Annotated in this window: 16 protein-coding genes; 10 read left to right on the plus strand and 6 right to left on the minus strand. The window is 39.5% G+C overall.

Going from position 1 to position 24,157, the window contains the following annotated elements; genetic code table 11:
• The first annotated feature begins 1 nt into the window (after window position 1).
• From I6J03_RS05630 to I6J03_RS05665, 8 genes are all read left to right on the plus strand, one after another.
• Window positions 2–1,030: a sialidase family protein gene (locus tag I6J03_RS05630; RefSeq protein ID WP_201694214.1), complete on the plus strand. Its 1,029-nt coding sequence runs from the start codon at window positions 2–4 to the stop codon at window positions 1,028–1,030.
• Window positions 1,031–1,074: 44 nt separating this feature from the next.
• Window positions 1,075–2,859 carry an alpha-L-fucosidase gene (locus I6J03_RS05635; protein WP_201694215.1) on the plus strand — a complete coding sequence of 595 codons (1,785 nt, stop codon included), beginning with the start codon at window positions 1,075–1,077 and terminating at the stop codon, window positions 2,857–2,859.
• Between the two features lie 413 nt (window positions 2,860–3,272).
• Entirely contained in the window at window positions 3,273–6,614 is a 3,342-nt protein-coding gene (locus I6J03_RS05640; protein ID WP_232279735.1) for a SusC/RagA family TonB-linked outer membrane protein, read from the plus strand.
• A 32-nt stretch (window positions 6,615–6,646) separates the two neighbouring features.
• On the plus strand, window positions 6,647–8,338 hold the full coding sequence (locus I6J03_RS05645; protein ID WP_003008136.1) for a SusD/RagB family nutrient-binding outer membrane lipoprotein: 1,692 nt from the start codon (window positions 6,647–6,649) through the stop codon (window positions 8,336–8,338).
• Between the two features lie 148 nt (window positions 8,339–8,486).
• On the plus strand, window positions 8,487–8,966 hold the full coding sequence (locus tag I6J03_RS05650) for a redoxin domain-containing protein (RefSeq protein WP_232279736.1): 480 nt from the start codon (window positions 8,487–8,489) through the stop codon (window positions 8,964–8,966).
• Complete coding sequence (locus tag I6J03_RS05655) at window positions 8,963–10,276, plus strand: hypothetical protein (protein WP_003008140.1); 1,314 nt, start codon at window positions 8,963–8,965, stop codon at window positions 10,274–10,276. Before I6J03_RS05650 ends, I6J03_RS05655 begins: the two co-directional genes overlap by 4 nt.
• Window positions 10,277–10,324: 48 nt before the next feature.
• The gene (locus I6J03_RS05660) at window positions 10,325–10,816 is read left to right on the plus strand and encodes a hypothetical protein (RefSeq protein WP_157600494.1); all 492 of its coding nucleotides are present in this window, start codon (window positions 10,325–10,327) and stop codon (window positions 10,814–10,816) included.
• Window positions 10,817–11,115: 299 nt separating this feature from the next.
• Window positions 11,116–12,045 (plus strand): hypothetical protein, encoded by a 930-nt coding sequence (locus tag I6J03_RS05665; protein WP_003008141.1) that lies wholly within the window; start codon window positions 11,116–11,118, stop codon window positions 12,043–12,045.
• Between the two features lie 69 nt (window positions 12,046–12,114).
• On the opposite strand, the gene I6J03_RS05670 is transcribed toward I6J03_RS05665, so the two are convergent.
• Window positions 12,115–13,755: a protein-disulfide reductase DsbD family protein gene (locus I6J03_RS05670; protein WP_003008143.1), complete on the minus strand. Its 1,641-nt coding sequence runs from the start codon at window positions 13,753–13,755 to the stop codon at window positions 12,115–12,117.
• 108 nt (window positions 13,756–13,863) lie between these two features.
• Entirely contained in the window at window positions 13,864–14,952 is a 1,089-nt protein-coding gene (locus I6J03_RS05675) for a PLP-dependent cysteine synthase family protein (protein ID WP_003008144.1), read from the minus strand.
• 236 nt (window positions 14,953–15,188) lie between these two features.
• Here I6J03_RS05675 and I6J03_RS05680 point away from each other — a divergent pair, with 236 nt between their 5' ends.
• Window positions 15,189–15,650, plus strand: coding sequence for an Lrp/AsnC family transcriptional regulator (locus I6J03_RS05680; protein WP_003008146.1), 462 nt, complete (start codon window positions 15,189–15,191; stop codon window positions 15,648–15,650).
• Between the two features lie 136 nt (window positions 15,651–15,786).
• Here I6J03_RS05680 and I6J03_RS05685 read toward each other — a convergent pair whose 3' ends face one another.
• From I6J03_RS05685 to I6J03_RS05700, 4 genes are all read right to left on the minus strand, one after another.
• Complete coding sequence (locus I6J03_RS05685; protein ID WP_003008147.1) at window positions 15,787–18,267, minus strand: glycoside hydrolase family 95 protein; 2,481 nt, start codon at window positions 18,265–18,267, stop codon at window positions 15,787–15,789.
• 81 nt (window positions 18,268–18,348) lie between these two features.
• Window positions 18,349–20,034 carry a sodium/sugar symporter gene (locus I6J03_RS05690; protein WP_003008149.1) on the minus strand — a complete coding sequence of 562 codons (1,686 nt, stop codon included), beginning with the start codon at window positions 20,032–20,034 and terminating at the stop codon, window positions 18,349–18,351.
• A gap of 35 nt (window positions 20,035–20,069) precedes the next feature.
• Window positions 20,070–21,398 carry a xylose isomerase gene (xylA, locus tag I6J03_RS05695; protein WP_201694216.1) on the minus strand — a complete coding sequence of 443 codons (1,329 nt, stop codon included), beginning with the start codon at window positions 21,396–21,398 and terminating at the stop codon, window positions 20,070–20,072.
• A gap of 78 nt (window positions 21,399–21,476) precedes the next feature.
• Window positions 21,477–22,955 carry a xylulokinase gene (locus I6J03_RS05700; protein WP_003008155.1) on the minus strand — a complete coding sequence of 493 codons (1,479 nt, stop codon included), beginning with the start codon at window positions 22,953–22,955 and terminating at the stop codon, window positions 21,477–21,479.
• Window positions 22,956–23,035: 80 nt separating this feature from the next.
• Here I6J03_RS05700 and I6J03_RS05705 point away from each other — a divergent pair, with 80 nt between their 5' ends.
• Window positions 23,036–24,052 (plus strand): LacI family DNA-binding transcriptional regulator, encoded by a 1,017-nt coding sequence (locus I6J03_RS05705; RefSeq protein ID WP_039990197.1) that lies wholly within the window; start codon window positions 23,036–23,038, stop codon window positions 24,050–24,052.
• Window positions 24,053–24,157 lie beyond the last annotated feature (105 nt).

Genomic DNA, 24,157 nt, shown 5'->3' on the forward strand with positions numbered 1-24,157 from the left:
TATGAACAGATTCATTTTATACAGCGTCGTTCTACTTCTATTTGGCTCCTGCAAAAGCATTCACCCGACAGTGGTCAAAAAGGATTTTCTATTTGAAGAAAACAGATATTTTGCGCAATGTCATGCTTCTACTCTTGCCGAAACAGCTTCCGGAGAGATCCGGGCTTCCTGGTTTGGAGGAACACATGAGGGAAATAAGGATGTAGTCATCTGGAGTGCAGCATTCGACGGTCAGAAATGGTCTGCTCCGGTCTCTGTTGCTGATGGAATCAGCCATGATACGGTACGTTATGCCTGCTGGAATCCCGTACTGTTTAAAACAAAAGAAGACAACACACTGTATCTCTATTATAAAGTAGGACCGAATCCCCGTGAATGGTGGGGTGCAGTAAAGACCTCAGCCGATAATGGCAAGACATGGTCATCTGCCAGTCTGTTGCCAAAGGGTATTTTAGGCCCGGTTAAAAATAAGCCATTGGAACTTGCCAATGGCATTATTCTGTCTCCATCCAGTGTGGAGGTCACTGAAGACCGGTGGATGGGTCATGTGGAACGCAGCGATGATCAGCAGAAGTCATGGACCAGTTACCCTATTGATCATAATTCCCCGTTCAACATTATTCAACCCAGTATTTTACAGCATGCCGATGGGAGACTTCAGGTACTTTGCCGCAGCAAAGAAGGATTTGTCATGACTTCATGGTCTTCTGATGAAGGGAAAAACTGGTCAGCATTATCCAAAACAAATCTGATCAATCCCAATTCGGCTACCGATGCTATCCGTGTCAAAAATGGTTTTTTGATCGTTTACAATCCCGATATTCCGGGAAAAGACTGGTGGGAAGGCAGAGCCAGACTCCGGCTTGCCTATTCAAAAGATGGCATCACCTGGAAAGATATTCTGGTATTGGAAGACCAGGAAAAAGGAGAATTCAGTTATCCAACAATTATACAGGATACCAAAGGTATGGTACATATTACGTATACCTACAACCGTAAGAATATTAAACATATTATCTTAAAAATCTGATATGAATTAACTAAATTTAAAGCTTAATCCTAATCCCCGATCTGATGAAAAAACTATTTCTTATCCTTTCCATACTTATGAGCTTATCGTTTAACTCCTTTGCCCAGCTCAGTCCGGAAAAGCGGACCGAATGGTTCAAACATGATCGGTTTGGAATGTTTATTCATTGGGGACTTTACAGTGCTGCAGAAGGTTTATGGAAGGGCGAAAAACTCCGTTATGTAAATAACTATGCGGAATGGATCAGGTACCGCAACCGTATCTCTAAGGAGGAGTACGGCACACTTGCAACCCGGTTTGACTGGGATAAGATCAACCCCGAACAATGGGTATTACTGGCAAAAGAAGCCGGAATGAAGTACATTATTATAACGACCAAACACCATGACGGAGTAGCCATATGGGATACCAAAATAGGTGATTACAGCCTGCCTAAACTTAGCGGAAGTCATCGGGATGTGATCAAGGAACTGGCAGATGCCTGCCGTAAACATGGCATGAAACTGGGATTTTATTATTCACACTGGATCGACTGGGAACACCCTTATGCCTGGAATCATATGCAGGAATTGACCGGACGTGTCACCGATGCGCAATTCAATCAGTACTGGCAGGAAAAAGCTTTACCTCAGTTAAGAGAACTACTTACCAATTACGGAGATATCGCGATTATGTGGTTTGATATGTGGATACCGTATCAAAAAACCATTTTCAAAAAAGAACAACTGGATCAGGCTATTGCTTTAATACGTGAGCTTCAGCCCAATTGTCTGATTAATTCCCGACTGGGACTACCGGCTTCAGATCCGAATATTGATTTTGAGACATTGGGAGATAATCAGTTCGGAACAGCCTATACTACTCATCCATGGGAAACTCCGGGTACCATAGCGCACTCCTGGGGATATAATGCACAGGAAAATGAATGGAAATCTACCACACAGTTGTTCAGTTCACTAATCGGTAATGTCAGTATCAACGGAGATTTCACTCTTAACATCGGTCCCCGTGCTGATGGAACAGTTCCTTATGAAAGCATAAGCCGGCTCCGTGATTTAGGGAACTGGCTGACAAAAAACGGAGAAGCATTATATGGCAATACAGGACTCGGGCTTCGCACAGATCAGCATGACTGGGGCAAACTGACAACAAAAATGGTTAACGGCAAACAAATGGTCTATGCTCATGTCTTTAACTGGCCTTTGGATCACATTCTCCGTGTCAGCGGCATCAGTTCCACTCCTTCAGGCGTAGAATTGTGGAAAGAAGATGGCAGCAAAGAAAAGTTAACATTCGATCAGACAGGACCTTTGATCCATGTGAAACTTCCTTCTTCTCAAAGCAATCCTTTTGTTTCTGTTGTCGCTTTTGAATTTCCGCAGGCTGTTACATTAGAAAAGAATATTGCAGGTGAATCGACATTTGGAGGATTTTCATTAAACAGCACCAATACGATCAATAAGGACTTTAAAATAGTCAGATATGATGGTCTCAAACCTACTCATCTGATCATAGATCAACCGAAAGAAATCCGTTGGAAAGTATATATTCCGAAAGCAGGAACTTATACTGTAGCCGTCTCCTCCCACAACCCGAATAAAGAAAACGTAGAAATTAAAGTAGCTGAAGGAAGCCATCAATTGGAAGGAAAAATTACGCCAACCGGCAAAATGGTAGCCGAACCAAATGAAAATAACTATGTTGATGAATTTGTAGACAATACTACCGGAACACTGCAATTTCCAAAAGCCGGAGCCTATGAAATCAGCTTTCAGATAAAAGGAATCAAACCACTTTGGTTAAACAGAATCTGGCTGGAAGAGAAGTAAAATACCTTTATAAAAAAGGGATGCCCTGAATGTTAACATTCAGGGCATCCCTTTTTTATATCCTAACTATCTCAAAATCTTGATAGGATAGGATATACTTTTAGCAGTTTATTTATGCAATAATCCAATATTATTAAATCACTAAACAAGTATATGAAAGCAGCTTTCATATAAAAAGAAGTGCTCGAAATAATAGCTCTGAGCACTTCTTTTTACAATATTCACATCATCTCATTTATTTATTGAAAAGCACAATAAAATCTTTGTTAAATCTTTACTTATTAACCAAGATTAAATCAAAAAATACATAAACAAACACGATCTTATTATTTTTTTTTAAAAAGATTTGGAAGTTACATATCCATTGTGTTAAATTTATGTAATTATTATTACCTGAAAATAACCTAATTCACATGAAGCAATTCTACACATCATGCTGTATGATAGTCATGGTATCTGTCTTTTCGATATCCAGTCTATTTGCACAACAATCCGTCACAGGGAAAGTGACGAGTACGACCGGGAATGTAGGCGGAGTAACGGTAGCTGTTAAAGGCACCTCCCGCGCAACCCAAACAAAAGAGGATGGCAGCTATACCATTCAAGCCCAGAAGGGAGAAACCATACGATTTTCTATTGTAGGTTACATGGCCCAGGAAATCCAAGTGGCCAACAGCAACACAATCAACGTGACTCTGACTCCTGAAGAAGGAGCTTTGGATGAAGTTGTAGTAACAGGTTTTGCTGAACGCAAAAGAAGCCAGATCGGTTCAGCTGTTACAACAGTGTCAGGAGAAGACATTCGCAGAACAGGAGCAATTAATCCTATCACAGCATTACAAGGTTTGGTACCGGGATTACAGGTTCAGCCGGGAGTTGGCGGACCACAATCTACACCTATCTTTCGTATTCGGGGTAGTGCGTCTTTGGATCCTTACAACAACCAACCTTTGATCGTTATTGATAATATTATCATGGATCAGGATATGGTGTTACCAAATCGAGGAGGAAGTCAGGATTTTGGAAATATCTTAAAAGATCTTAACCCAGATGATATTGAGAATATTACTGTATTAAGAGGTGGTGCAGTTACGGCATTATACGGTAGCCGGGCTCAAAGTGGTGTTATCTTAATAACAACTAAAACCGGATTTTCACAAAGAGGACTGGGTGTAACAATCACTCAAAATACGCAATGGGACCAAGCGTATAAAACGTTGGATTTTCAAAATGAATTTGGCCCGGGTACAACAGGTGGAGACAGAGACTTTGTCAAAACACCAAGTGGTCAACTTCAGGTACCAGCTACAGCATTCAATTTCGGTCCAAGATTTAATGGACAGACATTATTAGATTATGATGGTCGTGAAATTGTTTTTTCTGCTAAACCTAATAATATGTTAGATGCCTACAGGACAGCTATAAGTAACAATACTACAGTAGGTATTTCCGGTGGTAATGCTCAGGGATCTTTCCGTCTTTCTTATTCAAGAAACGGTTCTCAAGGTATTACACCAAACAATGATTTCACTAGAAATAGTGTTAATTTCCGTGGAACTCAGCGTCTGTTAGGAAAAGTAATTGTTGATGCAAACGTTTCTTATGTGAAAAGTGAAGCTCGTAATGCAGCAGACGTTGGAGCGGGGAATGCAATGTTGTCAGGTAATACGTCTGCAGGAAGTGTATTAGTCAATTTTGTATCAGGAATGCCACGCTATTACGACACGAAATACTGGATGGATAACTATAAAGCTGCGACAGGAGGCTGGAACAGAGCAGATGAAACTGGTTTTTCAAGCGTATTATACAATTTGTATGAGAATAATCGTGTTACTAATGATGATAACGTACGTGGTTCCATTGATGTACAGGTTCCTTTTACAGATTATTTGAAATTTCAAGGTTTTGTAAATATAAATTACCTTGGAAGCAATTATGAAAACAGAACCAGAGGTCGTGACTCTGCATATGCAAATCCGGAATATTCAACCAGCATGAGCAGTAGATTTACTTCACAATTTCGGGGAGCTTTACACTACACCAAGAAAATAAATGATTTCAACATGATGTTGTTAGGAGGTGGAGAATATTATAGCTTCAGTTCGAAAGGACAAAACGCACGTATTGACGGTGCAATCTATCCTGACATATACCGCTTGAGTAACTCGCGAAACCGAGTAATTGCTGGTGAAGAAAAACCAAATGCAAGACATTTAGGTTCTCTCTTTTATCAGGCTTCTTTTGATTACCGTGATGATGTAACTTTAAATATTTATGGCCGTAATGACTGGAATTCTTCTTTAGTCTACAATGACGGACACGGAACCTATTCTTATTTCTATCCAGGAGCTGATGTTATCTGGAAGTTTAATGAAACGTTTAAGGACAAGTTACCTATATTCAACTATGGTGCACTTAGACTATCGTATGTACAGACTGGTAATGGAACAGGGGCATATACCACAAATACAGGAGCATATTCAACAGGAGGAGCTTACAACGACTACTTAGGCAGATCTGTTCTTAACTATGGCTACCAAAGTAATACATTACCGAATCAGAACTTACGCCCGGAACGCACAACCAAATACGAAGCTGGTCTTGAAGTCAGAATGCTGAACAACAGAGTAGGAACTAACATTTCATACTATTCTCAAGATTCAAAAGATCAGATTATCAGTTTCGTTACAGAAAGCACATCAGGAGTAACTGCTGCTCTATTAAATGGTGGTAAGGTTCGCAATAAAGGAATTGAGCTGGTTTTATTTGGTATACCAGTTAAAACAGATAATTTCTCTTGGGATACTCGTTTCAATTATACTCGTAACCGCAATACTATTTTATCTCTTCCTTTCGGATTGGAATACATCGGAGTTGGCGGAGGAGATGGTTATCAGGCTGTTGCTAAAGTAGGAGGAGATTACGGAACAGTTATAGCTCCCTATGCCTATGCTAAGTATCAGGCTGTAGATGGATCTAAAAATCCAATAGAAAGTCCTCTTAACGGTAAGCGGGTACTTTCATCTCCTAACGGAACTTCCACAATATATGAACGCGCAGCGAATTACACAGAAGGAATTGATAAAGCTCCGGTTTTAGGCTCTATACTACCTAAATTCTTAGGTAACTGGAGAAATACATTCAACTACAAAACATTCCAATTGGTAGTCGCAGTAGATGCTAAATATGGCGGAATGGTGTATTCTTCAACAAAAGACTTTGGTTCATGGTTGGGTACTTTGAAAAGTACATTACCTGGTCGTTCAGAAGAATTTGGAGGTGTAGCATTTACAACCGCTGCAGGAGTTGCCAGAAACGACGGGGTTATTCTTGATGGTATTTATAAACAAGGAACTACAGTAAATTTCGGTGGTAAAGTCGTAGACATCTCAGGTATGTCACATCAAGAAGCGGTAGATGCTGGTTATATGCGTCCGGCCAGTGCAGCAGCGTATTACAGTAATTCACACTCCTGGTTCAGTGGTATCCGAGAACGTTCTATGTATGAGTCTTCTTGGGTTTCAGTACAACAAGTTAGCTTAAACTATGATCTTCCGTCAACATTTGCTAAAAAATTAAAAATGAACGGATTACGAGTTGGAGTATATGGTAATGATTTATTCTTTATATACAACAGTGCCCCTGATAATTTTAATCCGTATAGTATTAATGACAGTGGTTCAGGTGCTATGAATGAAGGATCGGCAATGCCTTATGTTCGTCGGTTTGGTTTTAGTATCAATGGTAGTTTCTAGTGTGTAGGTAACCAAAATTTAATTTTACAGAAATGAAAAATACAATCAAAATATTAACCCTCTTTTTTGTGATAGCAATCGCAGCCTCATGTGGAAGAGATAAATTTTCGGAATTGAATACAGATCCGGATGCTGTACTGAATATTCCACCAGAATATGAACTTCCCACTGGATTATTATCCATTCATAACAATGGAAGGGAACGTTATTATGATCTTTACCTAGGTATTTACTATTGGTCACAAACATTTTCTATTGGAGCAGGTAATACCGAAGGCTCTTATCAGGCCTCTGGCAATATTGGTGTCCGCTGGAATATGTTTTACAATGGTGTAGGTAACAGATTGTTCGATATCAAAGAAGTTATTAAAAAACTTCCGGCAGATAAGCAAGCCTCTTATACACATCTTAATGCTATTGTAGATATTCCTCTCGCTTACTTCGCATGGTATACATCAGATGTATATGGGAGCATAGCATATTCTGAGGCATTCAGGGCTCGTTATACAACACCTCCTCTGTTAACACCTAAGTATGATACACAGGAGCAACTATATGATATGCTGGACGCACAATTAAAAGCTGCCGTAGAAAAGCTGAAGGCTCCTACCTCTGCTCCACAAGTAAATTTGGCTGGCTATGACATCTATTATGATGGAAATGCGGCAAAATGGATTAAAGCGGCAAACAGTCTCCGTTTAAAAATAGCTATGCGCTTGATGAAGCGTAATCCTGAAAAGCTTCGTGCAATCGCTGCAGAAGTGTTGGCCGACCCTGCCGGAGTTATCAGCAATGACAGTGAATCCTGGAAATTTATTGCCAGAAGCGGATTCACAGGAGCTGAAGATAATCCGACTAACCAACGAACAGTTTCAGGTTCGAAAAACATGGTAGATTTTATGTGGAAAACAAGTGATCCGCGTATCCGTATTTACTACGAACCATCACACTTTACAAAAGAACGTTTTGAAGCTGCTCAGGCACAAGGTAAAATCCCGGCTAGTTTTGTTTGGGATGGACAATTATATCGCGGACAGTATATCAGCCCTGATGCATCATTAGATCCGACAAAGGCAACATACTTTACGGCTATAACATACAAATTCAATAATCAAGATGTAACCGGAGCAAGATTGCCGTCATCTATCCGTTCAAGCTATTTCAATAGTACGCCGAATAATGGAAACATGACATTCCCGATAATAAATTATTCTGATGTATTGTTTATGAGAGCTGAGCTTGCTCAACGCAGTATTTACGGAACTCCTGCAGATGTCCAAAACTTGTATTATCAAGGTATAGACGCTGCATTGGCTGAACATGATAAAGCTGCATCAACAGCAAAAATAACAGGTTATCAGGCATTGACTCCTGCAGAAGTAACAACGTACAAAGCAAGTGCAGGTGTTGTATTTAATCAGGCAAATGCTCTTGAACAAATATGTATTCAGCAATATATCAATTACTTCAAAAATAATAATGAAGCCTGGGCATTAGTAAAGCGCACTGGCTACCCTTCTGTCAATGGAAATCTTTTCAAAGCAGAAGTCTTCACCAGTTCTGGTTCTGTGTTGGAAATGCCAAGAAGATTCTCTATTGCTCGACCATTCCCTACAAATATGAATGCTGAAAACATCAATAAGGCTATTGATGATATGATTAATATTCCGGGATTTGGTACACCAAACGATATTAGAGGCCGTGTCTGGTGGGATGTTCAATAGAAAATATGTAAATTGGCTAGATAAAATTAAAGAATAGTAATATATTAAGATAAATAAGGTGAGATACATTATAATAGTAATCTTTCTTCTTTTCGGAAAAAATTTGACTGGAGCACAATTAAGTTTGGAATATTCGTCAATAAATGCTGTGAAGACATTACAAAATAAAGATTATGACTTTCTGAATCTCAATAATAAACCACATGTCTTTATATTCTATTCAAGCGATTGCCCTCTAAGCCAAAAATATACATTAACAATATCCAATCTTTATAACAAATACACCGACAAAATTAATTTTGTCGGTGTATTTCCTGGAAAAGAACACGGTCCTGAAGAATACAAAAACTTTAAGGACAAATACAATATCAACTACATGTTGATTAAAGATGAAAAGTTCAACCTCACTTCACACCTAAAGGCAACAGTTACTCCGGAGGTCTTTCTCCTTGACAAATCAGGAAAAATCATGTACCACGGGGCTATAGATGATTGGGCAGTCAAACTTGGAAAAACTAAACAACAGCCTACTATCAACTATCTTGAAAATGCTATAGAAAGCTTATTGAACAATAAAAATATTCAATCTGACTATATAAAACCTATTGGATGCTATATCGAACAATGAAATTAAAATTCCTCTACTTTTTAAGCCTTTTCCTGTTAGCTTTACTCTCTGTACAAAATATAAGCGCTCAGACTTATCAGGATGTCAGACAAATTTTAATAACTAAATGTGCTTCCTGCCACAAATCTACCGATAGTGAAGCCCCGTTCTCTCTTGAAACTTATCAGGATGTAAAAAAGAGAACCCGCATGATCAAAGAAGTTATTCAATCGAACTACATGCCACCATGGATGCCGGATTCACATTATCAGGATTTCGCGAATAACAGACAGTTATCCGGAGAAGAAAAAGAGAAAATAATCAAATGGATTGACAAAGGAGCCCCACAAGGAAGTAAAAAACAACAAAATACGCTATCAAAAACAACTTCTCCCATTGATAGAAAACCTGACCTGACACTAAAAATCAACAAACCTTTTATTGTCAAAGGTAATAACAAAGAAAGATTTGTCCTTTTTAAAGTTCCATTTGAATTACTGGAAGACAAAAATATTGAAGGTGTAGAATTTTACAGCGATAATAAAAAAGTAGTTCATCACGTCAACTATATGTTCAGTTCAGTTCCAGATATGTCTGTAGATCTGTATCAGGGAGATCCCTATATTGATAATGCAGAAGAAACGGATATGAAAAAACTTATGCAATATGAGCCCTTTCAAAACAGACCTGTATTTTATACAGGATGGATACCTGGTGCCTCTGTTGAATACTATCCTAAGGATTTTGGCTGGACACTCCCAAAAAGAGGAGTTGTAATATTTACAGTTCACTATTCTGCTACTGCTGCTGATGAGCAATCTACCATAGGTGTTAATCTATATTTTAAGAAAACTCCGGCAAAAAGACCTGTTCGTATTATAAGTCTGGGTTCAGGAGGAATTGGTGAAAAAGATATATATCCTCGCTTTGTAATCCCGCCTGATCAGGAGTCTACTTTTTCATTAAAAATCAGAACACCTGAAGATCAATCCTTGTTATATGTATGGCCACACATGCATTATTTAGGAAAAGATTTTAAAGCTTTTGCAGTTACTTTACAGAATGATACCATACCACTTATACATATTCCTAAATGGAATTTTGAATGGCAGGAAATGTATAGAATGAAAAAATTAGTTAAAGTACCTGCTGGCTCTACAATTAATATCGTTGGTACGTTTGATAACACAGCCAACAATCCACAAAATCCTAATTCGCCACCAAAATATGTATACTCTACAGGCAACATGACATCCACTGATGAAATGCTTACATTCCTGCTTATTTATGCTCCTTATCAATCCGGTGATGAAGAAATTTTATTAGAATAAGCTATAACCCCAGTACAAGTAAACCCTGATGCAGGAACTCCAAGTTATATGATTCCATTACTGAAATATGGAACTACAACAAATAGTATGATTGATGAGGTTGCAGGAGCATCAGAAATGGGCGGCTCAACAATTACTTTGTATGTATTAGAATATGGGCTATATGAGGGAGCAATATCTTTAGGTATTCAGAGCTCAGGTTATAGCAGATCTGTTGCCTTTTATCCTAATACAAACTCCGTCATGAGATACACAAACTATCCCGGAGTATTTACAAACACAAGCGGATTAGCATATACATATAGCATATCAAAAACAGCAACCTTTTTGGGACCATTTTTAAATTATCTAACTAACAGACAGACTCCTTTGATAAGTCACTCCTATAGTTATGGTTTCTTTAAAGGATATCATCTTTTCAAAGAAGCGTTTAGTAAAATCGGCCTACCGTTACCTATTATTTCTACAGGTGGGAATTTTGCTCATAATTTAGCACAATCAATAAGAACTTGGAGTCCCCCCTGCAGGTGTTACTGTTAATAAAGAAGAGGGGATTATTCCAATGAGACAAGGAAATGGAGATGACGGTCCGTTATAACCATTGATTAGAATTGGATCTTAGGGTAATGAAATAGATCTTATAAATTAGATGATTCTTATTACCATAAATTATAAAATAAGATGGTTGTACAACATCCTTATAGTTTTCTTAAACTATAAGGATGTTTTTATTTTAAGTCATTAATAGAAACAAATTTTCTTAAAATATTCATTTAACAAAAACAATATGCTCTACAAAATGTTATTTCATAAAATCAATTTATTAAAACTTAAATATTATGAAAAAGAATTTTGTTTTGTATGCCATCTATTATGCATTATCTTTTGCATTAATCCTTGTAACGGTATCATGTAAAAAAGACAGTAATATCTCCGAAAAAGAAGCTCTGCCTCTTAAGACTGAAAAGGCCACTTATCCTCCTGAAGAAATAAACGTATCATGTAGAAATACAGAGCGTAAAATAACCTATGGTTTGGATGATCAGGGCTGTGTCAGTGTTTGGCAAACATCCTATTGGTATGTAGCAAATTTTAAATGTCCGGGAAACTCTTATTTATTGAACCTTAAAAATAAAGAAACCATTAAATTATATCATGAAAAACTGTTCTGTAAACAGAATAATTCATACCCTGTGGTACAGAGAGGAGTTTACGATCCATATGAATCTGACCCAGTATTAATTCTTAATGTATTCGGTGTCAATTCCATTTCCAGTCTGGAGAGCGAACTGAGTGTATTTAATCAATATAGTTCTACAAACTTTACAGTATACATCTTGCTGAGTGACGGAGCTAACAGAATGAACGGGACATGTTTTTTTGGCTTTGAGAGTAATGGTAAAAGCAGAACAGTTGGTTTTTATCCTGCCAATATACCCATTTATACATATCAGTCTGTTCCTTCCGTATATTTTGACAACAGCGAAATGCTGTATGTTTTAAAAGTAAAATTTACATTACCGAAACTTATATTAAACGGCGTTCTCAATACATTATATAATAACGGAATACCCCCTCAATTTTCAATCGATAGTTACAATAGTGCGCATTTGACAAAACAAATATTTGAACAATTAGATATTTATTTACCAAATACTATTTCTTCTCCTTACGAACTGGCTGCATATATCAGACAATCAGGATTACCTTCAATGATGATTTCACCTGATATCGACTTATCTCTTGGTACAGCACCCGTAAGAAATTAATAGGAAGATTTGCTTATTTTTTTAATGAGTGTACTCAAGCTGAAATAGATTGAGTACACTGTTTTTTGACTACTTCTTAAACTGATTCAATCCTGCCTGCAGAAATTTGATATAGTTATCTATATTATAGTCTGCTCCGGTTGGAGGAATCAAAACCTTTCCATTCGGATCAACGATAACATATAACGGTTGTGAATTACTATTAAATGTGGATGCCTGAAAATCGCTGTTCTTATTCCCAATCGTTTTGATGGATTTACCGCTAAACTTAGATACATATTGTTCATCTGCGGCCAGTTCTGTTTTATCATCCACGAAAAGTTCTGCCATTACAAATTCCTCTTTCAGCAACTTTGCGACACGCGGATCCGTCCATACATTTGCTTCCATCTTCCTGCAATTAACACAGTTCCAACCTGTAAAATCAATCAATACAGGTTTATAGATCTCTTTTGCAGTTTCTAATGCCTGTGCGTAGTCATAGTAAGGATCAAAACCTTTTGGTGTACCTCTTTCATGAAAGATCTCTGCATATTTCTTGACTTTGCCGTCATGTGCCGATAGGGAACCTGAAGATATGCCTGTTGTCAGATCAAAATCCTGGGTGGCAGAAGGCGGCAGAAATGCGGAGATCGACTTCAGAGGAGCGCCCCATAATCCGGGAACCATATACATCACAAAAGAAAAGACGATAACGGCAATCAGCGTTCTGGGAACGGAAAGAAACCGGAGATCACTGTCATGTGAAAATTTAATCTTTCCGATCAGGTATAATCCCATGAGTCCGAAGATCACAATCCACAAGGACAGGAATACTTCCCTGTCAAGCCAGTTCCAGTGATAAGCCAGATCCACATTGGATAAAAATTTCAGCGCGAAAGCCAGTTCCAAAAATCCCAGCACAACCTTTACACTATTGAGCCATCCACCGGACTTTGGCATTGATTTTAACAGGGAAGGAAACATAGCAAAGAGTGCAAACGGAATAGCCAGAGCTACAGAAAAACCTAACATACCTATAGCCGGACCGACACGGTCTCCTTTAGATGCTGCATCCACCAATAATGTCCCGATTATAGGTCCGGTACAGGAAAAGGAAACTACAGCCAGACTGAATGCCATAAAGAACAAGCCCACTAATCCACCTTTATCAGATTTAGCATCAATTTTATTGACAAACGAACTTGGTAATGTTATTTCAAATGCACCCAGGAAAGATGCTGAAAACACAACCAGCAAAAGGAAAAAGAAGAAATTAAATATTCCGTTTGTGGAAAGTGCATTGAGTGCATCCGAACCAAACACAATAGACACTATCATCCCTAATGCTACATAGATGATAATGATAAATAGTCCATATAGTAATGCCTGTCCAATTGCTTTCGCTCTGCTTCCCGCCTTTTTGGTAAAGAAACTAACGGTGAGTGGAACCATCGGAAAAATACAGGGCATCAGAAATGCTGTAAAACCTCCGATCAGTCCGGCAATAAATATACTCCACAAAGAGTCTGCAGCTTTTGGAACCTGCGACACTGGTAAAGCATCTTCATGTTTCGTTGTATCGGAACCAGTAACAGAAGAAGAATCGCTTGTTGGCTCCATCTCAACAAACTCCAGACCTTCCAGTGATACAGAATCCAGTTCTTGCGCCAGAGAGACCACCGGTATCAGTAACATAATCCAGATGGTCCATTTAAAAATATTTTTCATTTGCAATGAAATTAGGTTATAGGTTTAGGTTGATTATTATCAGGTGGTTTAATCATCAGATTCGCTCAGGATGAATACATCATCCTGAGTTGAATCCCTTAATAAACATTACATATTATTGTATTCTTTTAGCGTGTTACCAAACAGAGGTTTTTCTAAACGGCATACAGGATGAAATCCTGTAAAACTAAGATCAGTAGATATATAACCTTCTTTAACAGGTTCATCACGTACCAGATCCGTACTCAGGTATTTTTTATTGTCATCGCACAACAGCGTAGCTACAGTAGCATCCTGTCCCATTTCTTCCTTCAGCTTGATCGCTCCTATTACATTTGCTCCGGAAGATATTCCAACTGCAAGTCCCAGTTCTCTGGCCAGCTTCTGAGCCATGATGATAGCATCTCCATCACAGGCATTAATAACGTTGTCCAAACTATCAAGCTTGACTATAGCCGGAATAAACTCATCTGAAATTCCCTGAATACGATGCGAACCAACTTTATGGCCTGTAGATAAAGTAGGGCTTTCTGCCGGTTCTAACGGATGTATGCGCACATTAGGATTCTGCACACGCAGATAATTTCCTACACCCATCACCGTACCGCCGGTACCTACACCCGCAACAAAAGCATCTGCGACCAGACCCAGAGATGAAAGTTGTAAAGCTATTTCTCTTCCTGTAGTCAGTTCATGCGCTTCCGCATTAAACTGATTTTCGAATTGTCTGGGAAGAAATACCCCTCCCCCCGCAGCCAGTTCCTCACTGATACGTATACTGCCGAGAAAACCTCCCTCCTCCTTACTCACAAGCTGAATATCCGCGCCCATGCTTTTTATAATATCAATACGTTCCTTGCTCAGCCAATTGGGCATAATGATTTTGACCTGATGCCCAAGAGCTTTACCAATGGCTGAAAATGCAATACCTGTATTGCCGCTTGTTGCTTCTACAATCACATCATCCGGACGAATCTGACAATTCATATAGGCCTTATAAAGAATATACAAAGCCATACGATCTTTAATACTACCTGTCAGGTTGTAGTTTTCACATTTTACATAAATCTTATCCTGCTTACCTTTGTAGGTATAATGCAGCTCCAACATAGGAGTGTTACCTACCAGGTGCCATAAGTGTGTAAATCTGCTATCCAGTTCTGGTGAAAGACATTCACTTATTGATTTTAACTTCATTTGCTTTATATTATCTAACTTTACTATACAGACCGGCCTCTTGATTTATTGAGGATCGGAAAATCATAATTCTTATAGGCAGTAGCGGCTTCTAAAACAAAAGCAAAATTGACTTTAAACAATATATTATTCAATAGATAGCATCAAAAACAATAAAATTTAAGGAATATTTAAATAAAATAGTTTTTTATTCAGAAACAATACATATATTGGTATCAAATCAATAAAAAGAAAAGATGTCAGCTCTTGATGATACCGACCTAAAGCTCCTCCGCATCCTTCAGAAGGACAGCACACTGAGTAATAAGGAATTAGCTTTTCAGCTTCACAAATCTATTCCGGCAATACACGAACGTGTCAAAAAATTAAAAGCACAGGGCTACATAAAGCGAACGGTAGCTATTCTCGACAGACATAGGATTGGAATGGGCTTAATTTCTTTTTCACAGGTTTTTCTGAAGGCACATACTGCAGATGTACTCAATGAGTTTGAGCGGGAAGTAGCTAAATTTCCGGAAGTAATGGAATGTTATCAGATGGCAGGTTCCTATGACTTTATGCTCCGGATAGCCACACGGGACATGGATGCTTATCATCAGTTTTTAAGGCATAAACTTTCAGTACTACCGCATGTCAGCACCGTCCAAACCTACTTTGTGCTTTCAGAAACTAAAAGCGAAACAGCTTATCCGCTTTAGGCAATAACACATCACCTTAACTGGTCTTCTTCAACTCCCTGACAACATACGGTGATAATAAACAGAAACCCCTGATCGGGCAGAATTTGCCGGATCAGGGGTTATTATACTGAAGTATTTTTTTTAAATCTTACGGTTATTGCGCTACAAACGTATATATTCCATTGGCTTTGGTATCAAAATCCAAAAGCGTAGTAGAAGGTACCTCCAATCCCTTAAGAGTTGCTTTCTCAGATTTCAAAGGCGCTTTGATTGCATTGACCAGATAGAAAGGGTTGCTGTTTTCACCTTTTGAAGGATTCAGTTCAGCATTTCCTGAGAGATGCGTATTAATATTCAATCTCAGGCGGCAGTTGCCTCCTAAAGCTGAGCGGATAACTACCTTTTTAACTTTATTATCCTTCCATTCCATATCTACTTCAAATCCTCCTCTGGCTTTCAATCCTGTCACCTTACCGTTTGCAAGCGCGCGGGGTAAAGCCGGAAGAAGGTAAATATTACCGTCATAAGACTGCAGCAGCATCTCAGCAATACCCGAAGTACAGCCGAAGTTACCATCAATCTGAAAAGGCGGATGTGCATCCAGCAGGTTCGGATAGGTCCCACCGGATTGTCCGCTTTCCTCCATTGGAGCAGGGCTGAGTTGGTCTTTTATGAGCTTATATGCCTGATCGCCATCCAGTAATCTCGCCCACCAGTTGACTTTCCAGCCCATAGACCATCCCGTAGATTTATCCCCTCTGTAGATCATCGAATTTTTGGCTGCTTCCAGCAATTCCGGGTTCCGGAAAGGAGATATCTGCCCGGAAGGAAACAATCCGTACAAATGAGAGATATGTCTGTGTTTGTCTGCAGGCTTATCCAGATCCTGCAGCCACTCCTGTAACTGATTGTGCTGACCGATCTGCATAGGAGGAAGCCGGTCTAACGCCACCTGTACAGAATCACGCAGATCCGCATCCTGTTTCAAAACGGCAGAAGCCTGAATAAAATTGTGAAAAACGTCAAATACAAGTTGATTATCCATAGTAGTACCTGCGCTGACACCTACTCCGGGCAGATAAGAATTCTCCGGAGACATGGAAGGAGCGACTACAAGCCATTGATGTGTAGGTTCTTCCTGCAAAACATCGAGGTAGAATAAGGCTTTCCCTTTCAGTACATGATAATACTCCTTTAGGAAAGAGCGGTCTCCAGAATAAAGAAAATGCTGCCAGAGGTGTTGACTTAACCAGGCTCCTCCCATAGGCCACATGCCGTAGAAACCACCATCAACTACACCCGATATACGCCACAGATCTGTATTATGATGGATATTCCATCCACGGGCATGATACAGTTCCTTTGCGCTTTCCTGTCCTGTTACAGCCAGATCTTTGAGCATAGCGAACAGTGGCTCATGTAATTCTTTGAGATTCGTGACTTCCGCAGGCCAGTAGTTCATTTCTGTATTAATATTGACAGTATACTTGCTGTCCCATGGCGGAGAAAGTTTGTCATTCCATATGCCTTGTAAAGTTGCGGGCTGGCCTCCGGGTTGAGAACTACTGATCAGCAGATAACGTCCGAATTGAAAATATAAGGTCACCAACTCCGGATCATCCGCTCCGCCAAATTCCCGGATGCGGATATCTGTCATTTTTTTGGATTGCGGACTTTCTCCCAGATACAGACTGACTCTGTTAAAATACTGCTGATATTTCTGAATATGATCTGCTTTAGCCTTTCCATATTTATTGCCGGAGGCTTTATTCAATATATTCAGTGCCTTTGCAGTTGCATTACCCGTGATATCGTTATAATTTTTAAAATTAGTTCCAATGGAAATGTACAGGATGACTTCATCTGCATGGGTCACTTCCAGCTGATTATCTTTCTGTATCAGCTTTCCGCCTTTAAGGATAGGACGAACTATACCTGTAAATTGAATCTGGCCGGTCTTACCTTCATGAGAACCACTGATACCGCTTAAGGTCAATTGCTTATTTTCTACGGTAATATGGGTGTTATCATGCGGACTTGTTAATCCTATGGAAAAGGATAGGCTTTTCTTTGTATCGGCACTAAGTTTTATGATGACAACATCATCTTTCAAAGATGCAAACACCTCTCGGGTATAGTTAACGGCTCCTGCTTTGTAGCGTGTGCGTGTAATTGCATCCTGAATATCCAGTTCTCTGCTGTACGAACTATACTGTTTATGATCGGGAAAACTTATCCGCAGGTCACCAAATGTCTGATATGGCATACCGTAGTCAATACCCGTCGGAGCCGGTCGTGGAAAGGTTGCATTGGAAAGGTCTTGCGCTTCCTTAGCTTTTCCTTCGAAGAGCAGTCTTCTGATCTGCTGAATCTTATCATAAGCATTTTTAGACACATTATTTCCCGGTCCGCCAGCCCAGATCGTTTCTTCATTAAGCTGAATCTGTTCCAGATCAGGCTGGCCGAAAACCATTGCTCCCAATCGTCCGTTGCCAATGGGCAAGGCTTCATTCCAGTTTCCGGCAGGTTTATCATATTCCAGCTTCAGACTGTTTTGTGCCTGCAAACATGTTACAAATCCAACAAAAAACAGTGTTAATGAGCATAAAACCCTTTTATAACTGTGATTTTTCATTTCATTTTTATTATACACCAATGGACTAATAAAAAGGGAACATCAACGTGTTCCCTTTTCTATTTTATTTTGTTCAGATGTTTACCAGTAGATGGTATACAATGCTGCTGTAACCATAATTACAATGAGTGCGCCAACAAGGAAACCTGTATGAACTTTGAACATCTTTGTGTCGATCTCCAGCCCTTTGGGAACAATTCCTCTTGCATTTTCAATTTTACTGATAATATACATTCCGATAATACAGATCACAAAAACAAAACCCATACGATCTATAAACGGTATTTCATACACACCGGATGCTTTGTTCAATATCGCAAAATTAGATGCGCTTAAGAATGACAGGTCAGCAAAATTTGGAAGAAATTTAAAAAAGACGGAAAAGAAGAAGCCTCCTATTGTGGCAAAAAGAGCAGCATTGGATGTGGTCTTTTTCCAGAAAAAACCAAGAATAAACATCGCAAATATACCCGGCGATACAAAGCCCGTATACTCCTGAATATATTGAAAACCACCTTTTTTATCTATTCCTAAATGCGGAGCAATAATTACAGCCAAAATCATAGAGACAATGATTGTAATTTTCCCTACACTGATCAGCTTTTTCTCAGAAGCATTTTTATCAAATATCTTTTTGTATACATCCAAAGAGAAGATAGTGGCAATACTATTTACTTTACCGGCTAATGAAGCTACTACAGCAGCAGTCAATGCTGCAAAAGACAGTCCTTTCAGGCCGGAAGGCAGCAAATTCAGCAATACGGGATATGCTCTGTCAGGATTCACTTCTCCACCCTGCATCATTTCATTCTGGAACAATCCGTCTTTCCACATGACATAGGCTGCAATTCCAGGCAGTACGACAATGACCGGCATCAGCAACTTCAGGAAAGCAGCAAACAGAATACCGCTACGGGCTGTTTTAAGATCGGCTCCTAAAGCCCGCTGCGTGATATACTGATTACATCCCCAATAGTTAAGATTCACAATCCACATCCCGCCTATCAGTACCGATAAACCCGGAAGATCAAGATAACTCTCATTGTCAGGTTTCAGCACCATATGAAAATGTTCAGAAGCCTTTGCTGTCATCATATGATAACCGTGTAATATTCCCTGACCGTTACCATAATGCTCTGAAACCAGATTTAAGGCCAGATAAGTCGTGGCAAGACCACCCAGAATCAGAAAAAAGACTTGTATTACGTCTGTATATCCGATTACTTTCATCCCCCCCAGTGTGATAATAATCGCAAAAACAGCTATGGCATACATACAAAAGGTAATGCTCAATCCTGAAATACTACTCACAGCCAGTGCTCCCAGATAGAGGATAGAGGTGAGATTTACGACAACATACAGTAAAAGCCAGAAAACAGCCATAATCATGGCTACTGTACTGTTGTAGCGCTGATTCAGAAACTGCGGCATCGTAAAGATCTTATTTTTGAGATATACCGGAATAAAGAAAACAGCAACCACAATCAATGTAATTGCAGCCATCCATTCATAAGTCGCAATGGCCAGCCCCATCTTAAATCCGGATCCGCTCATACCGATAAATTGCTCGGCAGAGATATTGGAAGCGATCAGCGATGCGCCTATTGCCCACCACGTTAATGAACCTTCCGCCAGGAAATAATCTTTGGATTCTCCACCCACGGTTTTTGCTCTTTTTCTATAAAAAACCCAAAGACCGTACGATGCAACGATGATAAAATAAATAAAGAATACAATGTAATCCTTTGTTGATAATATATTGCTCATAAATTTATAATGGTTTAGATTTAAAAAGCGGAATATCAGATATATCTGTTAATCAGGTTTTCCAGAAACTCCTGCTTACCTGATTTCACTTCCGGTTCTCCATTTGCTGCAGCGAAATCGCGTAAATCCTCCAAAGATAAATTTCCTTTTTCAAATTCAGCACCTTTACCTGTATCAAATGATTGATATCGCTCTTTTCGAAGTTGAAGGTAAGAAGATTTTTCTAAAATCTTATCTGCAATCAGCAATGCTCTTGCAAACAGATCCATCCCGCCTATATGAGCAAAAAACAAATCTTCTCTATCTGTAGAATTTCTGCGGATTTTCGCATCAAAATTGATACCTCCACCCTGAAATCCGCCTGCTTCAAGAATAATCAGCATAGATTCTGTCAGTTCATTGATATTGTACGGAAACTGATCCGTATCCCATCCGTTTTGTTCATCCCCTCTGTTAGCATCTATAGATCCTAAAAGTCTGGCATCAGCAGCTACCTGCAACTCATGCTGAAAGGTATGACCAGCCAGGGTAGCATGATTGACTTCAAGATTAAGTTTAAAATCATCCATAAGATCATACTGACGTAAGAAGCTTATTACAGTTGCAGCATCGTAATCATACTGATGTTTAGTCGGCTCGCAGGGTTTGGGTTCGATAAAGAAAGTACCTGAGAAACCATTCTTCCGGGCATAATCTTTGGCCAGATGTAAAAATTTGGCCAGATGCTCCTGTTCTCGCTTCATATTTGTATTTAACAGAGACATATAGCCTTCACGTCCGCCCCAGAATACATAATTCTGACCGCCCAAAGCAATCGTTGCATCCAGAGCTGCCTTTACCTGTGCTGCACCATGTGACAGCACATGGAAGTCAGGATTTGTTGCAGCCCCATTCATATAACGTTCGTGACTGAACAAGTTGGCTGTACCCCATAAAAGTTTGATTCCGCTTTCCTGTTGCTTATCCAGCGCATAAGCTGTAACAGCCTGTAATCTTCTTTCATTTTCAGCGACATCATTAGTATAATCCACCAGATCAACGTCATGAAAACAGTAGTAAGGTAGCTGCATTTTGCTCATAAATTCAAATGCTGCGTCCATTTTATCCTTTGCCCGGTCTACAGCGTCCGCTTTCTGATCCCACGGAAAGATGTGTGTAGCTCCGCCAAATGGATCAGCTCCGTTTCCATTAAATGAGTGCCAGTATGCACAGGCAAACTTCAGGTGTTCTGCCATACTCTTTCCGCGTACGATACGATTAGCATCATACCAACGAAACGCAAACGGATTGTCACTATCCAAACCCTCATATTGTATCTGTCCGATACCTGCGAAAAATTCTTTTTGTCCTTTGATGTAGTTCATTATTATTTCTATTTTAATGTGATTATTTTTTATTTTAACTTAGGATAACAGCAACAGTCAATGAGTCCCGTTAACGTTTTAAACATCCAGTTTGCTTAGCAGCATTTTCCACTCCTGATACAATTCTTCATATAACGCAGCCTGAGTCGGTTCTATCGTGCTGATTTTCTTCATATGCTGAAAAGCTTCCTTCGACTCTTTATAGTAGCCCACTCCGATTCCGGCACCTAATGCAGCCCCCACACTTCCGTCATTATTAAACAGTTCTACAGGAGTATCCGTGACATTCACAAATGAATCACAGAATAAGGGACTAAGAAAGAGATTGGTGTGTCCGGCCCGGATAACAGAAGGATGTAAACCATTTTCACGTAAAATATCCAGTCCGTAGCGGAATGCAAAAGCTATCCCCTCCTGACTTGCACGTACAATCTCGGCTTTACCGTGTTTATTAAAATCGATCTGCTGGATGTGGCTGTGGATAAGCTTATTATTCAACATTCGTTCGGCACCATTCCCGAAAGGAAATATTTTTAATCCTTTACTTCCTGCCGGTGCTTGTTTTCCCAGCACATTTACTTCGTTATAAGAAAGGTCTGTTCCCATCATTTTTCTGATCCAGCTATTCTGTATACCTGTACCATTTATACACAGCAGAATACCCGTCCTGATATCATCCGGCAGATAATTGACGTGAGCAAATGTATTTACTCTCGATTGGGGGTCAAATGTCAGTTCATCACTAACCCCATAAATAACACCTGAAGTGCCGGCTGTCGCAGCTACCTCCCCGGCATTCAATACATTGAGTGAAAGCGCATTGTTGGGCTGATCTCCGGCCTTGTAGGAAACAACAGTATCAGCTGACAAGTTTAATAATGCTGCAATTTCAGGTTTTACAGTACCATGGTGACTGAAAACCGGATTTATATCCGGAATAAGTGACCGGTCAAATCCGAAATAATCCAGGATTGCTGCAGAAACATCATTTTTTTCGAAATTCCAGAATATTCCTTCCGATAGAGCACTTACTGTTGTATTGATCTCTCCTGTAAACTTCATGGTGAGAAAATCTCCCGGTAGCAAAATCTTTGCAATCTGATCATAAATCTCAGGTTCATTATGCTTGATCCAGGCTAATTTGGATGCCGTAAAATTTCCGGGTGAATTGAGATGCTGTCTAAGCGTTTGTGCTTTGCCCATATCCTCCCAGGCACGCTCCCCGATGGCTACACTCCGGCTGTCACACCATATAATAGCATTTCGTAAGACCTTATCCTGCTTGTCTACCACGATCAGTCCATGCATCTGATACGATAATCCTATCGCTCTGATTTCACGTGGATCATATTTTTTACTTTCATGAGCTTTGAGAACAGCTTTAATTGTATAATCCCACCACACTTCAGGGGACTGTTCAGCCCAACCTGCCTGAGGCGAAAGAATTTCAGCTTCCTCTTCCGGATAGCTGACCGACACTATGATTTCCTGCGTATCAGCAGATACTACCGACACTTTTATAGAGGAGGTTCCTAAATCAATTCCTAATAATAACATATAATTTATAATTGGCTAATGCAACCGCTTGCATAAAAGTATTTATATTTTTTTATATTTACAAAAAGAGTTTAATCAAAGTGGAAAAAAAACCTACTATCTACGATATAGCCAAGGCGCTCAACATTACGACATCTACCGTATCAAGAGCCCTGAACAACAGCACCTTAATAAGTAAAGAAACCAAAGAAACCGTTTGGAAATTTGCAAAGAAGATTAATTACCGTCCCAATAAACTGGCTTCTTCCTTAAGTTCGGGTAAGACCAATATTATAGGAGTAGTTATTCCAAGTGCACAAATTCAGTTTTTTTCGGCAGTGATCAATAGCCTGGAACAAACGCTTCAGCAGGAAGGCTACAACGTTCTGTTATATCAGACTAATGAATCTTATAAATCTGAATTAAGCGGCATAAGTACATTGCTGGAAGCACAGGTCGACGGAATCATTATTTCCCCCTCTCTGGAGACCTATGATTTCACGCATCTGGATAAAGCTCATAAGGAAGGTATGCCTGTTATTTTGTTTGACAGGGTACATGATACCTTAGATCTTCCCTCCGTCTCTATTGACGACGAAAAGGCCGGCTATATGGCCACAACTCATCTTATTGAAAAGGGGTATAAAAAGATCGGATACATTTCTACAGATTCTACAATTCAGATTTTCAAGGCCAGGTTTGAAGGTTATAAAAGAGCATTGAAAGAGCATAATTATCCTTATCAGGAAGAACTGACGATTCTCGATAAGATGTCTATCAAAGGGGGTATGGAAGGCACACGCAAGATGATGCAATTAAAGCAAAGACCTGATGCCATTATTGGTGGTGATGATTTTACGGCCTTGGGGATTATCAAAGAATTGTCCCAGCTTCATATTACCCCTCCTGAAGTAGGTGTCATTGGATTCGCCAATCAGACCTTTTCAGAATTTATAACTCCGAGTCTTTCGACGATAGATCAGCAGGCAGTTAAGATGGGAAAAGAATGTGCAAACCTGTTTTTAAAAATCACCAATAAAAAACTGGCTAAAAATACCATCGAAAAAATTGTTCTTCCGCCTCTACTGGTTACAAGAGACTCATCCGGGCTTAGTTAAACAGTCTAATAGAAAGGCTGTTTATTCTAAAAACTTCTAATCGTGTGTCCACACGATTAGAAGTTCCGTTTATCCATCATTCGGCAACGGGTTACATCCGTTGCC

Origin of the sequence: Sphingobacterium spiritivorum, assembly GCF_016724845.1 — a bacterium.
Taxonomy (GTDB): Bacteria; Bacteroidota; Bacteroidia; order Sphingobacteriales; family Sphingobacteriaceae; genus Sphingobacterium; species Sphingobacterium spiritivorum_A.

Excerpts from the sequence above, each read along its gene's own strand:
- I6J03_RS05670 (WP_003008143.1), bottom strand. The coding sequence starts at position 13,755 with ATGAAAAATATTTTTAAATGGACCATCTGGATTATGTTACTGATACCG.
- I6J03_RS05640 (WP_232279735.1), top strand. The coding sequence starts at position 3,273 with ATGAAGCAATTCTACACATCATGCTGTATGATAGTCATGGTATCTGTC.
- I6J03_RS05685 (WP_003008147.1), bottom strand. The coding sequence starts at position 18,267 with ATGAAAAATCACAGTTATAAAAGGGTTTTATGCTCATTAACACTGTTT.
- I6J03_RS05680 (WP_003008146.1), top strand. The coding sequence starts at position 15,189 with ATGTCAGCTCTTGATGATACCGACCTAAAGCTCCTCCGCATCCTTCAG.
- I6J03_RS05630 (WP_201694214.1), top strand. The coding sequence starts at position 2 with ATGAACAGATTCATTTTATACAGCGTCGTTCTACTTCTATTTGGCTCC.
- xylA (WP_201694216.1), bottom strand. The coding sequence starts at position 21,398 with ATGAACTACATCAAAGGACAAAAAGAATTTTTCGCAGGTATCGGACAG.
- I6J03_RS05660 (WP_157600494.1), top strand. The coding sequence starts at position 10,325 with ATGATTCCATTACTGAAATATGGAACTACAACAAATAGTATGATTGAT.
- I6J03_RS05635 (WP_201694215.1), top strand. The coding sequence starts at position 1,075 with ATGAAAAAACTATTTCTTATCCTTTCCATACTTATGAGCTTATCGTTT.
- I6J03_RS05645 (WP_003008136.1), top strand. The coding sequence starts at position 6,647 with ATGAAAAATACAATCAAAATATTAACCCTCTTTTTTGTGATAGCAATC.
- I6J03_RS05690 (WP_003008149.1), bottom strand. The coding sequence starts at position 20,034 with ATGAGCAATATATTATCAACAAAGGATTACATTGTATTCTTTATTTAT.
- I6J03_RS05665 (WP_003008141.1), top strand. The coding sequence starts at position 11,116 with ATGAAAAAGAATTTTGTTTTGTATGCCATCTATTATGCATTATCTTTT.
- I6J03_RS05700 (WP_003008155.1), bottom strand. The coding sequence starts at position 22,955 with ATGTTATTATTAGGAATTGATTTAGGAACCTCCTCTATAAAAGTGTCG.
- I6J03_RS05675 (WP_003008144.1), bottom strand. The coding sequence starts at position 14,952 with ATGAAGTTAAAATCAATAAGTGAATGTCTTTCACCAGAACTGGATAGC.
- I6J03_RS05655 (WP_003008140.1), top strand. The coding sequence starts at position 8,963 with ATGAAATTAAAATTCCTCTACTTTTTAAGCCTTTTCCTGTTAGCTTTA.